We start from the raw sequence: 14,909 nt of genomic DNA on the forward strand, positions 1-14,909 counted from the left end.
GCCGGGGCCAACGCAAGCCGCCGCGCCTGCAGATGATCCGTCCCGCCTTCATGACACGCATTGCCGCGCTGTGCAGCGCACTGGCGCTGTGCTGGGGCGGCGCCGCATGGGCGCAGCCCGGGCCTGCCGGCGAAAAACAGCCGCTGTCGTTCTTCGATCCGGAAGACGGCGCGCTGGACATGAGCGACTTCCTGCTCAACCACAAGGGCGCGCTGCCGGTGCCGACCATCATCACCGAGCCGGCGGTCGGCTACGGCGGGGGGCTGGGGCTGATGTTCTTCTCGCAATCGATGGCCGACGCCGCCGCCAGCGCCAGGGCCAGCGGCAAGGGGCCGGCGCCGCCCAACATCACCGGCGTCGGCGGCGCCTATACCGAGAATGGCACCTGGGGCGCCGGCGTCGCGCATTTCCACACCTGGGATGGCGACCGCTACCGCTATCTCGGCGCGCTGGCCAAGGTCGATGCCAACCTGGACTACTACGGCCTGCGCAACCAGGCGCGTGCCTATGAGCTGCGCGGGGTGTTCCTGGTGCAGCAGCTGCTGGTGCGCATCGCCGATACGCGCTGGTACATCGGGCCGCGCTATGTTTACTTCGATTCGACCGCGACCTTCAAATTTGGCGATGCCGGCGAGCTTGGCAGCTTCGACCGGACCCAGCGCATCGGCAAGGCCGGGCTGGTGATCGACTACGACTCGCGCGACAACATCTTCTACCCCAGCCGCGGCAGCTATGCCGAACTGGAAGCGCAGTTCGCGCGCGGCGGCTTTGGCAGTACCCAGTCGTTCAACATGTACAACGCGCGCGGCTTTACCTGGCTGCCGCTGGCGCGCACCGTGATCCTGGGCCTGCGCGCCGACACGCGCTTTTCCAGCGGCGACGTGCCGTTCTATGCCCAGCCGTACGTCGACCTGCGCGGCGTGCAGAAGGGGCGCTACCAGGACCGCAATGCGCTGGCGGCGGAAATGGAATTGCGCTGGGACGTGACCCCGCGCTGGTCGCTGCTGGGCTTCACCGGGGTCGGCAAGGCCTACGGGCGCTGGCATGATTTTTCCGGCGCCTCCAACATCTACAGCGTCGGCGCGGGCTTTCGCTACATGATCGCGCGCAAGCTCGGGGTGTCGATCGGCCTGGACGTGGCCCACAGCAAGGGCCAGAACGCGTTCTACATCCAGGTGGGCAGCGCCTGGCGCTGACGCGGCCAAGTGCGAAAAAGAATTTAATTCACTGCCCGCCGAAATCATAAAAAGCTGACTTCTGATTGCCGAATCCATCTGAGATCATTGTTTTCGCTGAATTGGCGTGATGTTTTGCATACAGAGACAAAGGAATGAGCGGACCACGTGAAAGCGGACATCCCGGTGCAGGCCCGGCGGCACTGGCTGCCGGGCCGCGCAGCGGCAGGCGGACGTGGCTGCTGGCGGGGCTGCTCGGCGTTGCCCTCGCGGCCGGCCTGGGCGGCAGCTACTGGTATCTGAAGGGTCGGACCCCGGCCGCGCCCGCGATCGTCGTCGGCGACGGCAAGAACGGTCCGGCCGGCATGGTGCGCGTGCCCGGCGGCGAGTTCCTGATGGGCAGCGACAGCAAGATGGCGCAGCCCAATGAAAAGCCGGCGCACAAGGTGCGCGTGCATGCGTTCTGGATGGACCAGCACCACGTCACCAACGCCGAATTCCGCAAGTTCGTCGAAGCCACCGGCTATGTCACCACCGCCGAGCGCGCGCCCGACTGGGAAACGCTGCGCGTGCAGCTGCCGCCTGGCACGCCGCGCCCGCCCGACAGCGCCATGGTCGCGGGCGGCATGGTCTTCGTCGGCACGCCGCGCCCGGTGCCGCTGCAGGACTATTCGCGCTGGTGGCGCTATGTGCCCGGCGCCGACTGGCGCCATCCGACCGGCCCCGGCAGCTCGATCGACGGCAAGGACAACCATCCGGTGGTGCAGGTCTCGTACGAAGACGCACAGGCCTACGCCAAATGGGCCGGCAAGCGGCTGCCCACCGAGGCCGAATGGGAGTTCGCCGCGCGCGGCGGGCTGGAGCAGGCGACCTATGCCTGGGGCGAGCAGTTTGCCCCCGACGGCAAGCAGATGGCCAATGTCTGGCAGGGCCAGCAGAACCAGCCGTTCCCGGTGGTCAGCCCCAAGGCGGGCGGGGCGCTGGGCACCAGCCCGGTCGGCACCTTCCCGCCCAACGGCTATGGCCTCGCCGACATGACCGGCAATGCCTGGCAGTGGGTCGCGGACTGGTACCGGGCCGACCAGTTCCGGCGCGAAGCCGGCAAGGCGCAGCCGATCGAGAACCCGATGGGCCCGCTGGCGTCATGGGACCCGTCCGAACCCGGCGTGCCGGTCAACGCGCCCAAGCGCGTCACGCGCGGCGGCTCGTTCCTGTGCAACGAGGACTTCTGCCTGAGCTACCGCCCCAGCGCGCGGCGCGGCACCGATCCGTTCAACAGCATGTCGCATCTCGGCTTCCGCCTGGTGATGGACGAGAGCCGCTGGGCCGAACTGCAGCGGCGGCCTGCCGTAGCAATGGCCGGCCAGGCCGGCCCGGCAGCGCGCTGATGCCGTACCGAACCCGTTGATCTTCAGCCCGGCCAACCCGCGACAGGAGCGAGCAACATGACCATGGCAGCGCCCCCGACAATCTTTGCCGGACCCACCCGCAAGGCCATCGCCGCGCTGGCGCTGGCCGCCCTGGCGCTCGCTGGCTGCTCGACCACCGCCACCGCGCCCGCTTCGCAGGATAGCGCCGCGCCGGCGGTGCAGCCGGCGGCGACGGCGCTGCCGTCATGGCGCGACGGCGCCGCCCGGCAGGCGCTGCTGAAATTCGTCGCCGATGTGACGCGGCCCGGCTCGCCCGCGTTCGTGCCGCCCGAAGAGCGCGTGGCCGTGTTCGACAACGACGGCACGCTGTGGAGCGAGCAGCCGCTGTACTTCCAGTTCTTCTTCCTGCTCGACCAGATCCGCGCCGCGGCGCCGCAGCACCCGGAATGGCGCAGCAACCCGGCGTTCAAGGCGCTGATGGCCAACGACATGCAGGGCCTGATGCGCAACGAGAAGCAGCTGGCCGCGCTGGTCGTCCAGGCCAACAGCGGCATGACCGTCGACGAGTACGACCGCACCATCCGCGACTGGCTGGCGAAGGCGCGGCATCCCAGGTTCAACCGTCCCTACACCGAACTGGTGTACCAGCCGCAGCTGGAACTGCTGTCCTACCTGCGCGCCAACGGCTTCAAGACCTACATCGTCTCGGGCGGCACCATCGATTTCATGCGGCCGTGGAGCCAGGCGATCTACGGCATCCCGCCCGAGCAGGTGATCGGCTCCTCGCAGGCGGTGCGCTACCAGGTGCGCGACGGCAAGCCGGTGCTGGTGCGCGACCCCAAGCTCGATTTCATCGACGACGGCCCGGGCAAGCCGGTCGGCATCTACCGCCATATCGGCCGCCGGCCGATCCTGGCCGTCGGCAACTCCGACGGCGACCTGCAGATGCTGGAGTACACCACCGGCGGCGACGGCCCGCGCCTGGCCGTGCTGGTGCATCACGACGATGCCGAGCGCGAGTTCGCCTATGACCGCCAGTCCAAGGTGGGCAAGCTCGACAAGGCCCTCGACGCCGCCCGCGCCAGGGGCTGGACGGTGGTCAGCATGAAGCGGGACTGGCAGCAGGTCTATCCCGCGGCGGGCGCGAAGTAGGCAGGAAAAGGGAGCCGGCATGCCACGCGTGCCAGCGGCAGGTTGAAGCAGTTCGACTACCGGGAGCAGGAATGCAACACGTGACAGAGACCTCTCAGGCAAGACGCGGCACGCGCCTTGCCCTGGCCGCGATGGCGCTTGCCGTGGCGGCGATCGCCGGCTGCAAGAAGGCAGACGAGCCCAGGCAGCAGGCACCCGCGGCCCAGCAGCCCGCCACGCCCGCTCCGGCGGCAGCACCGGGCGCAACGGCCACGCCGGACACGTCCACGCCGGCCCAGCCTCCGGCGCAGTCCAACCTGCCGGTGGCGCCGGAAGCCGCTTCGGCGCCGGCGGCGGTCAACACGTCGGGCAAGAAGCCCAACATCCTGGTGATTTTCGGCGATGACATCGGCCAGACCAACATCAGTGCTTACAGCATGGGCTTGATGGGCTACCGCACGCCGAACATCGACCGCATCGCCCGTGAGGGGATGATGTTCACCGACTACTATGCCGAGAACAGCTGCACCGCGGGCCGTTCGTCATTCATCACCGGACAGTCGCCGCTGCGCACGGGGCTGTCGAAGGTGGGCGTCCCGGGCGCTAACGTCGGCCTGCAGGCGCGCGACGTGACCATTGCCGAAGCGCTCAAGCCGCTGGGCTATGCCACCGGCCAGTTCGGCAAGAACCACCTGGGCGACCGCGACGAGTACCTGCCGACCAAGCACGGCTTCGACGAGTTCTACGGCAACCTTTATCACCTGAATGCCGAGGAAGAGCCGCAGCGCCCGTACTGGCCCAAGGACAAGAATGACCCGTTCGTGAAGGGCTTCTCGCCGCGCGGCGTGCTGCATTCGACTGCGGATGGCAAGATCGAGGACACCGGGGCGCTGACCACCAAGCGCATGGAGACCATCGACGACGAGACCACCGAGGCGGCGCAGAAGTTCATCACCCGCCAGGTCGAGGCCGACAAGCCGTTCTTCGTCTGGATGAACACCACCCGCATGCACGCCTACACCCACGTGCGGCCGTCGATGCAGGGCCAGAGCGGCATGCCCGGCAACGAATACGCCGACGGCATGATCGAGCACGACGGCGACGTCGGCAAGCTGCTCAAGACGCTCGACGACCTCAAGGTGGCCGATAACACCATCGTCATCTACACCACCGACAACGGCCCCAACCAGTGGTCGTGGCCGGACGCGGCCAGCACGCCGTTCCGCAGCGAAAAGGACACCAACTGGGAAGGCGCGTTCCGGGTGCCGGCGATGATCCGCTGGCCGGGCAAGATCAAGCCGGGCACCGTCAGCAACGAGATGTTCTCGGGCCTGGACTGGTTCCCGACGCTGCTGGCCGCGGTGGGTGACGGCGATATCAAGGACCGTCTGCTGAAGGGCACTTCGATAGGCAGCAAGAATGCCAAGGTCCACCTCGACGGCTACAACCAGTTGCCGTACCTGACCGGCCAGACCAACAAGGGTGCGCGCAACGACTTCTACTACTTCAATGACGACGGCGCGCTGGTGGCCATGCGCTACGACAACTGGAAGATTGTCTTCTGCGAGCAGACCACGCCGGGCGGGTTCCAGGTCTGGCAGGATCCGTTCAAATGCCTGCGGGTGCCGAAGGTGTTCAACCTGCGCATGGATCCGTATGAACGCGCCGACATCGTGTCTGACCAGTACAACGACTGGCTGGCCAAGAACGCGTACCTGACCGAAATCGGCACGATGAAGGCCGCGGCGTTCCTGCAGACCTTCGTCAACTATCCGCCGAGCCAGCGTCCGGCCAGCTTCAGCATCGACCAGGTGCGCGAAGAGGTCGACAAGAAGATCGAAGAAGCGATGAAGAAGAAGCCGTAACGCAGCCAGACCTCAGCGCCGTTGCCCTTGACGGCAGTTGAAACCAGCGAAGGCCCGCATGCACGCGGGCCTTCGCGCCAACCATCCCGTTCATGATCGAATCGCATGCCGCTGCGGGCGGCAAAGGCGGTAAAGGCCGGCGCGGCACGCGCCCGGCAACGGATGCGAGCTCCGCATCCACCGTGGTGCAGCGGGGCAACGCTGCCGAGCAGGCCTGGCTCTGGGCCGCCGTGTTGCTGCTTGTGTCCGGCACCGCCGGACTGGTTTACCAGATTGTCTGGATCCGCCAGCTGTCGCTGGTGGTGGGCGTGGACGTGCACGCGGTCACCACCGCGGTCAGCGCGTTCTTTGCCGGACTGGCGCTGGGCGGCTGGTGGTTCGGCCGCGTGGCCGACCGCCACGGCAATGCGCTGCGGCTGTACGCGTGGCTCGAGATCGCGGTGCTGGTGCTCGGCGTGGGCGCCACCGTGGCACTGGCGCATGCCGCTGCGCCATTTGCCTGGCTGGAGCAGCGCGCCGGCTGGCTGGCGTGGACCTTGCCGTTTGCGTTGGTGATTCTGCCGGCCGTGGCAATGGGCGGCACGCTGCCGGCGCTGATGCGCGTGCTGAGGCCGATGGCGGGCCGTGTGGGGGTGCAGGGCGGGCGCCTCTATGCCGCCAATACGGCTGGCGCGATCGCCGGCACGCTGCTGGCGGGCTTCGTGCTCGTGCCGCTGCTGGGCCTGCGCGGCAGTGCCATCGCGGCGGGCGTGCTCAATGGCGCCGCCGCGCTCGCCGCCTGGCTGCTGGCCCGGCGTATCCGGGCTGGCAGCGGGCCGGCCGAAGCGCCCGCCACGCCGGCCGACGCCCGCGCCGGCGACGTCGCCAACGGCCGCCTGGCGCTGGTGCTGTACGCCGCCGCCGGCGGCATCGCGCTGGGCTACGAGGTGGTCTGGTCGCAGGCCATCGTGCAGTTCCTCAGCACCCGAACCTTCGCCTTCACCGTGGTGCTGGCCACCTACCTGGCGGGCCTGGCCATCGGCAGCGCGCTGGCGGCGCGCCATGCCGACCGTGTGCGCGACCCCTGGGGCGCCTTCGGCCTGCTGGTGGCCGCGGCCGGGCTGGTGGCGTTGCTGGAATTCGTGCTGCTGGGCGAATGGCTGCTGCGCGCGCAAGGCAGTTTGTCGGCCTGGGTGCAGGGCCTGACCGCCAGCCCGCTGCTGGCCGCCTGCGCCCGCTTTGCGCTGGCGGCGCTGACGGTGGTGTTCGTGCCGACGCTGCTGCTGGGCGCGGCGTTCCCGTTCGTGCTGCGCGTCAGTGTCGACAGCCGGCGCATCGGCGCGGGCGTGGGCAGCGTGGTGGCGCTCAATACGCTGGGCGGCATCGCCGGCACGGCGCTGGCCGGCTTTGTGCTGGTGCCCTACCTGGGGCTGGTGCGCACGCTGTCGCTGCTGGCGATTGCGGCGGCGGTGGTCGGCGTGGTCGCGGTAGCGCTGGGCAGCGGCGTGCGGCCCGCGGCGCGCTGGGCCGTGCCGATGCTGGGCGTGCTGGCGGTGATCGCCGCGGCGATGGCGCCGCCGGATCGTTTGGCCACGCTGCTGGCGAAGGCGCGCGGCGGCGAACTGGTGTTCTACGAGGAAGGGCGCGGCGCCACCGTGGCGGTGGTGGAGCAGACCTCGGCCACCAATCGCTTCCGGCGGCTCTATATCCAGGGCGTGTCCAATTCCGGCGACGCCATGACCTCGCAGCGCTATATGCGGCTGCAGGCGCTGCTGCCGTTGATCGTGCATAACGGCGCGCCGAAGTCGGCGCTGGTGATCGGGCTGGGCACCGGCATCACCGCCGGCGCCACGCTGGCGTGGCCGGGGCTGGAGCGGCGCGTGGTGGCAGAACTGCTGCCGCCGGTCGCGCGGGCGGTGCCCAGCTTCGCCGGCAATTTCGGCGTCGCCACCGACCCGCGCGTGGAGATCCGCCTGCGCGACGGCCGGCGCGAGCTGCTGCAAAGCCCGCAGCAGTACGACCTGGTCACGCTGGAGCCGCCGCCGCCGTCGGCCGCCGGCGTCGCCAACCTGTACTCGACGGACTTCTACCGCCTGGCGGCGGCGCGGCTGCAACCCGGCGGGCTGGTGGCGCAATGGCTGCCGCTGCCGACGCAGAACGACGAAGACACGCGCATGCTGGTGCGCAGCTTCCTGGCGGTGTTCCCGCACGCGACGCTGTGGACCACGGAGCTGCACGAGATGCTGCTGGTCGGTTCGATGTCGCCGCTGGCGCTGGATGTCGCGCAGGTCCGCGCGCGCTTTGCGCAGCCCGAGGTCGCGGCGGCGCTGCAGGCGGTGGGCGTGCGCTCGGCGGCGGCGCTGCTGGCCACCTGGGTCACCGACCGGGCCGGACTGGACTGGTATGCGGCCGACGCGCCGGCCGTGACCGACGACCGTCCGCGCATCGAGTACGCCGGCTGGGTCCGCCCCGACGCCTTCCCGGAATCGTTGTCCAGGCTGCTGTCGCTGCAGAGCGAGCCGCCGCTGGCGGGCGCCGACGATGCCTTCTGGCGCGAGCTGCGCCACGAGCGCGAAATCCTGCACACGTTCTACCGCGCCGGCCTCGATGCCTACCGCGGCGACCGCGAAGCCTGGGCCACGCATATCACGCAGGCCATGCGCGCCGATCCCGACAATCCCTACTTTGCATGGTTCGTCGGCGGCCAGGGCCGCCGCGCCCCCGCCGCACCAAGGAACACCCCATGAGCACACGCGACGAGGTCCTGGCCCTGCAGCAACGCATGGGCGAATCGATCGTGGGCCAGCAGCGCATGATCGAGCGCCTGCTGCTGGGCCTGCTGGCGGACGGCCACCTGCTGGTCGAAGGGCTGCCCGGGCTGGCCAAGACCCGCGCCATCAAGATGCTGGCGCGCAACCTCGATGCGCGGCTGTCGCGGATCCAGTTCACCCCGGACCTGCTGCCCGCCGATATCACCGGCTCGGAGATCTACTTCACCGAAGGCGGCAAGGGCGAGTTCCGCTTCCAGCCCGGCCCCGTGTTCGCCAACCTGGTGCTGGCCGACGAGGTCAACCGCTCGCCGGCCAAGGTCCAGGCGGCGCTGCTGGAGGCGATGGAAGAGCGCCAGGTCACCGTCGGCGGCACCACGCACAAGCTCGAGCCGCTGTTCCTGGTGATGGCCACGCAGAACCCGATCGAGCAGGAGGGCACCTACCCGCTGCCCGAGGCGCAGATGGACCGCTTCCTGATGCATGTCAGCGTGGGCTACCCGGAAGCGGATGCCGAGGCCGACATCGTCAGGCTGGCGCGCACGGAAGAGGCGGGCGGCGCGGCCGGGGGCGGGACCGCCGCGGTGCGGCTCGCGCCCGAGGCGATCTTCACCGCGCGCGCGGAAATCCATGGCATCCACGTCAGCGAGGCGGTGGAGCGCTACATCGTCACGCTGGTGCAGGCCACGCGCACGCCCAAGACTGTCGACGATGAGCTCGACAAGTGGATTCAGATCGGCGTGAGCCCGCGCGGCTCGATCGGGCTGGACAAGGTGTCGCGCGCGCATGCGTGGCTGCACGGGCGCGACTTCGTCACGCCCGAGGATGTGCAGGCCGTGGTGGCCGATGTGTTCCGGCACCGGCTGATCCTGTCGTACGAAGCGCATGCCGCCGGCATCGGCGCCGATGCCGTGATCGAGCGGCTGGTGCAGCAGGTGGCGGTGGCCTGAGGGCAGGAACGCCATGCGGCTGCCCTTTCGCGCCATCGCCCGCGCCGCCCCGGCGGCGGCGCACGCGCCGTCTTCGCAGGCGGCGGCCGGCGTCAGCGTGGATGCGGCGGCGCTGGCCCGGCTGGAGGTGGCCGCGCGCGACTTCCATTTCCTGCCGCGCCAGCCGGTGCACAGCGTGCTGGCCGGGCGCCATGCCTCGCGCGTGCGCGGGCGCGGGCTGAGCTTCGAGGAACTGCGGCTCTATTTGCCCGGCGACGATATCCGCAGCATGGACTGGCGCGTGACCGCGCGTACGGGCCAACCCCATGTGCGCGTCTACACCGAGGAAAAGGACCGGCCCGTTCTGCTGGTGGTGGACCAGCGCATCAACATGTTCTTCGGCAGCCGCCGCGCGATGAAATCGGTCAGCGCGGCCGAGGCGGCGGCGCTGGCCGCGTGGCGCGTGCTCGCCGAAGGCGACCGCGTCGGCGGCGTGGTGCTGGGCGATGACCGCATCGAGGCGTTTGCACCCCGCCGCAGCCGCGACGCCGTGCAGCAGTTGCTGGGCGGCATCGCGCGCTTCAATCAGGCCCTGCGCGCCGATGCGCCGGCGCGCCGCGCCGCGGGGCAACTGAACGCGGCGCTGGAGCGCACCGCACGCATGGCGCGTCACGATTGCCTGGTGATCGTGATCAGCGACTTCGACGGCCATGACACCCGCACCCGCGACCTGATGCTGGCGCTGGCGACGCACAACGACGTGCTGACCATCCTGGTCCACGACCCGTTCCTGGGCCAGCTGCCGGGCTCGGGGCAACTGGTGGTCAGCGACGGCGAGCTGCAGGTCGAGCTGGGCCTGGGCCATGCCGCCACGCGGCGCAATATCGCCGAGTTTGCCGATGCCCGCGCCAGGTCGCTGCTGGACTGGCACCGTGCCATGGGCGTGCCGCTGCTGCCGCTGTCGGCGGCCGAAGAGACCGCGCCGCAATTGCGGCGCCTGCTGGGCCGGCCGCTGCAGCAGGCGCCGGTGCGGCAACGCGCGGGGGCGGGGCGATGAGCCTGACCCACAGCGACGCCCCGGCGACGCTGGCAACGCTGGCCGACCTCGCCATGCCGCCGCCGCCGTCGTGGATGCCGCAGACCATCGGCTGGGCGATCGCCGCGGGCGTGCTGGTGGTGGCGCTGGCGTGGGCGGGCTGGCGCGCCTGGCGACGCTACCGCGCCAACCGCTACCGGCGCGAGGCGCTGGCCGCGCTGGCGGCGCTGCCGCTGGACCCGGATCCCGCGCGCCGGGCCGCGGCGCTGCGCGAAATGGCGGCGCTGCTCAAGCGCACCGCGCTGGCGGCGTGGCCGCGGGCGCAGGTCGCCAGCCTGGCCGGCGGCGGCTGGGCCGAATTCCTGCGGGCGCATGCGGGGCGGGCGCAGGAGGTCGCGCCGCAGCTTGCCGCCTTGGTACAGGACGCCGAATACCGCGACGACGCCGCGCTGGCGCAATGGCCGGACACCCGCGTGCAGGCCGTCGCCGCGGCGTGCCGGCGCTGGATCGCTGAGCACCATGTACCAGTTTGAATATCCCTGGCTCTTCGTGCTGCTGCCGCTGCCCCTGCTGCTGTGGTGGTGGCTGCCGCCGTACCGCGAGGAAAGCCCGTCGGTGCGCCTGCCGTTCTTCGGCGAGGTGGCCAGCGCCGCCGGGCTGACGCCGGCCGCCGGTGCCGTGGTGCCGCGCCGCAACCGGCTGCAATGGGTGCTGGCGCCGCTGGCGTGGGCACTGGTGGTGACGGCGCTGGCGCGGCCGCAGTTCCTGGAAGCGCCGGTGCAGAAGGTGCAGCCCGCGCGCGACCTGCTGCTGGCGCTGGACTTGTCGCAGTCGATGGACACGCGCGACTTCCGCGATCCGTCCGGCGCGCTGATCCCGCGCGTGCAGGCGGTGCGGCAGGTGGTGAGCAGCTTCGTGGCCAGGCGCACGGGCGACCGCATCGGCCTGATTGTGTTCGGCGACGCGCCATATCCGCTGGCGCCCTTTACGCTGGACCACCAGCTGGTGCAGACGCTGATCGACGGCCTGCTGCCCGGCATGGCGGGACCGAGCACGGCGCTGGGCGATGCCATCGGCCTTGGCATCAAGATGTTCGAGCACAGCGAGGCGCCGGAGCGGGTGATGATCGTGCTGACCGACGGCAACGACACCGCCAGCCGGATGCCGCCCGAGCGCGCCGGCGGCATCGCCCGCGAGCGCAAGGTGGTGGTGCATACCGTCGGCATCGGCGACCCTAACGCGGCGGGCGAAGAGAAGGTCGACCTCGACGTGCTGCAGCGCCTGGCGGCGCAGACCGGCGGGCGCTATTTCTTCGGCGCCGACCAGGCGGAGCTGGAAACCATCTACGCGACGCTGGACCAGATCACGCCGCACAACCAGAAGACGCTGTCGTGGCGGCCGCGGCGCGAGTTGTTCATGTGGCCGCTGGGCGCGGCGCTGGCGCTGGTGCTGGCGTACCAGCTGCTGATGTTCGGCTATTCGGCGTGGCTGGCGCGGCGGCGTTCGCCGGCTGAAGCAGCCGGGCCGCCAGGCGCCATCGCCAATTCCGCCGGGGATGCGCGCTGATGCCGGCCTGGCTCGATACGCTCTCGCACTTCCACTTCCTGCGCCCGTGGTGGCTGCTGGGGCTGCTGCCGGCCGCGCTGCTGGTATGGGCGGTGCAACGCCGCGGCGACGTGCGGCGGCGCTGGCGCGAAAGCATCGCGCCGCACCTGCTCGACGCGCTGATGCTTGGCGAACACCGTCGCCTGGCGCTGCGCCCGGTGCACCTGACCGCGCTGCTGCTGGCGCTGGGCGCGGTCGCGCTGGCCGGCCCCAGCTGGCGCCAGGAGCGCCCGCCGTTCCTCGACGACAAGGCGCCGCTGGCGATCGCCGTCGACCTGTCGCCGAGCATGGACGCGGTCGACGTCACGCCGACGCGGCTGGAGCGCGCCAAGCTCAAGATCAAGGCGCTGCTGGCGCGCCGCGACGGCGGCCGCACCGCCATCTATGCCTATGCCGGCTCGACCCACCTGGTGCTGCCGCTGACCGACGACGCCAGCCTGCTGCAGACCTTCGCCGATGCGCTGCAGACCCGCATCATGCCGGTGCCGGGCCGCGACATGGCGCAGGCGCTGCGCATGATCGACGCCGACCTGCAGCATGAGCCGGTGCCCGGCACCATCCTGTTCCTGACCGACGGCGTCGACCCGGCCGCCGCGGCAGCGTTCCGCGCCCAGGCGGACAGCGGCCGCAGCCAGCCGGTGGTGCTGGCGCTGGGCACCGCGCAGGGCGGGCCGCTGCGCAATGCCGCCGGCGGCTTTGTCGAGCAGGACGGCGCGCGCGTGTTTGCGCGGCTGGACGAGGCGGCGCTCGAGCGCTTCGGCGATGACAGCGGCGTGCCGGTGGCAACGTTTACGCCGGACAGCGACGACGTGGCCTGGGTGCAGCGCCACGTGCAGTCGCATCTCGAACAGATGCAGGCGGGCGACCGCACGCGCTGGAAGGATGAAGGCTGGTGGCTGATGCCGCCGATCGCGCTGCTGGCGATGCTGTGGTTCCGCAAGGGCTGGACCGTGCGCTGGAGCGCCGGCGTGCTGCTGGCCCTGGCCATGGCCCTTGCCGCGCCGCCCGAGGCGCGCGCGCAGGCGTCCACGCCAACCGCCGCGCAGACCGATGCGGCGCGGCCATGGCGCTTTGCCGACCTGTGGCTGACGCATGACCAGCAAGGAAGGCGCGCCTTCGAGCAGGGCGACTATGCCCGCGCCGCCACGCTGTTCGACGATCCGATGTGGCGCGGCATTGCGCAGTATCGCGCCGGCCAGTACGCGCAGGCGGTGCAGAGCTTCGCCCGCGTCGATTCCGCGCAGGCCGACTACAACCTGGGCAATGCGCTGGCGCGGCAGGGCCAGTACCAGCAGGCTGCCGCGCGCTACCGCCAGGCGCTCAGGCGCCAGCCGCAATGGCCGGCGGCACGCGCCAACCTGGCGCTGATGGAAAAGCTGCTGGCGCAGCAGAAACCCAAGCAGAAGCCAGACCCCGACGACGGTGAAGAGCCGCCCGACCTGCCGCCCGATGACATCAAGTACGACGCCGCCAGGCCGCCGGAGGGGGGCGGCAAGTCGCTGCAGGTGGTGCTGACCCAGGACGCCGAGATGTGGATGCGCGCGATCCAGACCACGCCGACCGACCTGCTGCAGCGCAAGTTCGCGCTGCAGCGCGGGCAGGCCGCGCCGGCAGCGCCGGCCGCAGCGGCCGCACAGGGTCAGGGGGCGCGATGAGGGGCGACGCGGTGCTGCGCCGGGTTGCGCCCGTGCTCCTGCTGCTGGCGGCGTGGCTGTGGCCGTGGCTGGCGCGCGCGGCCGCGGAGCCCATCGTGCGCGTCGAGGTGGGCGCGCGCCAGCCGGTGCAGGTGGGGCAGCAGGTTGGCATCGACGTCACCATCCTGGCGCCCAACTATTTCCTGTCGGCGCCGGCGTTCCCGGCGCTCGAGGTACCGGGCGCGGTGGTCACGCTGCCCGACGCGCGCGCCGTGAACTCCACGGAGACCATGGGCGGCGTGCTCTATGCGGGCATACGCAAGACCTACGCCTTCACCGCCGAGCAGGATGGCGATTTCCGGCTGCCGGCCGCGACCATCCGCTTCACCTACGCCGGCGATGACGGCGCCCCGCGCGAGGGCAGCGTCACCTTGCCCGTCACCACCATCCGCGCCGGCGCCGGGGGCGCGGGCAGCACGGCGGCTGGCGGCAGCGCGGGGCGGCGCTTGCTGCCGGTGGCGCGGCTCACCATCACGCAAACGCTGGACCACGACCCCGACCACGGCGTGGTGCGGCTGCATGCGGGCGATGCGCTGGTGCGCACCGTCACCACCTTTGCGCCGCAGACCCAGGCGATGATGATCGCTCCGCCGCATGCCGCGGCGCCGCGCGGCGTGCGCATGTTCCGCGCCGATGCGCGCCTGTCCGACCAGGCCCGCGACGCGCCGGGCCCGGGCGGCACGCGCGTGGATACGCTGACCTATGTGTTCGAGCGGCCCGGCACCTATACGCTGCCCGCCGTCACGGTGGATTGGCGGGATCCCGCCACGCGGCAGCCGGCGACGTCCGAAGCGCCGCTGGTCAAGGTCGAGGTGGCCGCCGCACGCACCGCCGGGGCGCTGGCACCGGGCGGGTCGGCCGGTGCGCTGCCGGGCGAGGGCGGCCTGCCGTGGCGCACGCTGTGGGGCGCGGGCGCGCTGCTCGCCGCCACGCTGTTGGCCGCACTGCTGGCCGCGCTGTGGCGGCGGCTGCGGCCGCGGCTGGCGCGCCTGCGGCAACGCCGGGCCGAGCGCCGGCGCGCGCGCGCCGAGAGCGCCGACGCGCGCCTGGCGGCCACGCTGCAGGCGTGCCGCGCGGGTGATGCCGCCGCCGCGAGCCAGGCGCTGGGCCGCTGGACCCGCACCGCCCACGGCACCACGCCCGCGGCCTGGGCCGAAGCCGTCGGCGATGCCGGGCTGTCCGCCGCCGTGGCCAGCCTGCAGCGCCATCTTTATGGCCCGACGCCGCCTTCGGCCGCCTGGGACGGCAACCCGCTCGCCCAGGCCCTTGCCCGGCACGCCAGGGCCGCCCCGCAGCGTCGGCGGCCTGCCGAGCCGGCGCTGCCACCGCTCAATCCCTGACCCTGTCCGCTCTCAAC

Annotated in this window: 11 protein-coding genes; all 11 read left to right on the forward strand. The window is 71.2% G+C overall.

All coding sequences use genetic code 11. From position 1 onward, the window contains the following. Window positions 1-32: 32 nt before the first annotated feature. The 11 genes from CBM2594_RS08485 to CBM2594_RS08535 all read left to right on the forward strand — a co-directional run bounded on the left by CBM2594_RS08485 (window position 33) and on the right by CBM2594_RS08535 (window position 14,892). Window positions 33-1,196: a BamA/TamA family outer membrane protein gene (locus CBM2594_RS08485; protein ID WP_232346581.1), complete on the forward strand. Its 1,164-nt coding sequence runs from the start codon at window positions 33-35 to the stop codon at window positions 1,194-1,196. 134 nt (window positions 1,197-1,330) lie between these two features. After that, complete coding sequence (locus tag CBM2594_RS08490; protein ID WP_116356447.1) at window positions 1,331-2,563, forward strand: formylglycine-generating enzyme family protein; 1,233 nt, start codon at window positions 1,331-1,333, stop codon at window positions 2,561-2,563. A gap of 57 nt (window positions 2,564-2,620) precedes the next feature. Beyond that, window positions 2,621-3,697, forward strand: coding sequence for an HAD family hydrolase (locus tag CBM2594_RS08495; RefSeq protein ID WP_116356448.1), 1,077 nt, complete (start codon window positions 2,621-2,623; stop codon window positions 3,695-3,697). A 131-nt stretch (window positions 3,698-3,828) separates the two neighbouring features. After that, window positions 3,829-5,541, forward strand: a complete 1,713-nt coding sequence (locus CBM2594_RS08500; protein WP_373457585.1) for an arylsulfatase — start codon at window positions 3,829-3,831, stop codon at window positions 5,539-5,541. Window positions 5,542-5,633: 92 nt separating this feature from the next. Continuing rightward, window positions 5,634-8,267 (forward strand): fused MFS/spermidine synthase, encoded by a 2,634-nt coding sequence (locus tag CBM2594_RS08505; RefSeq protein WP_116356450.1) that lies wholly within the window; start codon window positions 5,634-5,636, stop codon window positions 8,265-8,267. Continuing rightward, a complete protein-coding gene (locus tag CBM2594_RS08510) occupies window positions 8,264-9,238 on the forward strand; it encodes an AAA family ATPase (protein WP_116356451.1) in 975 nt (324 codons plus the stop codon). Before CBM2594_RS08505 ends, CBM2594_RS08510 begins: the two co-directional genes overlap by 4 nt. A 13-nt stretch (window positions 9,239-9,251) precedes the next feature. Continuing rightward, window positions 9,252-10,274, forward strand: a complete 1,023-nt coding sequence (locus tag CBM2594_RS08515; protein ID WP_116356452.1) for a DUF58 domain-containing protein — start codon at window positions 9,252-9,254, stop codon at window positions 10,272-10,274. After that, window positions 10,271-10,786, forward strand: coding sequence for a DUF4381 domain-containing protein (locus CBM2594_RS08520; protein ID WP_116356453.1), 516 nt, complete (start codon window positions 10,271-10,273; stop codon window positions 10,784-10,786). Before CBM2594_RS08515 ends, CBM2594_RS08520 begins: the two co-directional genes overlap by 4 nt. Beyond that, window positions 10,773-11,819, forward strand: coding sequence for a vWA domain-containing protein (locus tag CBM2594_RS08525; RefSeq protein WP_116356454.1), 1,047 nt, complete (start codon window positions 10,773-10,775; stop codon window positions 11,817-11,819). Before CBM2594_RS08520 ends, CBM2594_RS08525 begins: the two co-directional genes overlap by 14 nt. Next, on the forward strand, window positions 11,819-13,513 hold the full coding sequence (locus CBM2594_RS08530; protein WP_116356455.1) for a VWA domain-containing protein: 1,695 nt from the start codon (window positions 11,819-11,821) through the stop codon (window positions 13,511-13,513). Before CBM2594_RS08525 ends, CBM2594_RS08530 begins: the two co-directional genes overlap by 1 nt. 32 nt (window positions 13,514-13,545) lie before the next feature. After that, complete coding sequence (locus CBM2594_RS08535) at window positions 13,546-14,892, forward strand: BatD family protein (protein ID WP_232346582.1); 1,347 nt, start codon at window positions 13,546-13,548, stop codon at window positions 14,890-14,892. Window positions 14,893-14,909: the final 17 nt, after the last annotated feature.

Source organism: Cupriavidus taiwanensis (assembly GCF_900249755.1).
Lineage (GTDB): Bacteria > Pseudomonadota > Gammaproteobacteria > Burkholderiales > Burkholderiaceae > Cupriavidus > Cupriavidus taiwanensis_D.

Excerpts from the sequence above, each read along its gene's own strand:
- CBM2594_RS08485 (WP_232346581.1), top strand. The coding sequence starts at position 33 with ATGATCCGTCCCGCCTTCATGACACGCATTGCCGCGCTGTGCAGCGCA.
- CBM2594_RS08490 (WP_116356447.1), top strand. The coding sequence starts at position 1,331 with ATGAGCGGACCACGTGAAAGCGGACATCCCGGTGCAGGCCCGGCGGCA.
- CBM2594_RS08495 (WP_116356448.1), top strand. The coding sequence starts at position 2,621 with ATGACCATGGCAGCGCCCCCGACAATCTTTGCCGGACCCACCCGCAAG.
- CBM2594_RS08500 (WP_373457585.1), top strand. The coding sequence starts at position 3,829 with ATGGCGCTTGCCGTGGCGGCGATCGCCGGCTGCAAGAAGGCAGACGAG.
- CBM2594_RS08505 (WP_116356450.1), top strand. The coding sequence starts at position 5,634 with ATGATCGAATCGCATGCCGCTGCGGGCGGCAAAGGCGGTAAAGGCCGG.
- CBM2594_RS08510 (WP_116356451.1), top strand. The coding sequence starts at position 8,264 with ATGAGCACACGCGACGAGGTCCTGGCCCTGCAGCAACGCATGGGCGAA.
- CBM2594_RS08515 (WP_116356452.1), top strand. The coding sequence starts at position 9,252 with ATGCGGCTGCCCTTTCGCGCCATCGCCCGCGCCGCCCCGGCGGCGGCG.
- CBM2594_RS08520 (WP_116356453.1), top strand. The coding sequence starts at position 10,271 with ATGAGCCTGACCCACAGCGACGCCCCGGCGACGCTGGCAACGCTGGCC.
- CBM2594_RS08525 (WP_116356454.1), top strand. The coding sequence starts at position 10,773 with ATGTACCAGTTTGAATATCCCTGGCTCTTCGTGCTGCTGCCGCTGCCC.
- CBM2594_RS08530 (WP_116356455.1), top strand. The coding sequence starts at position 11,819 with ATGCCGGCCTGGCTCGATACGCTCTCGCACTTCCACTTCCTGCGCCCG.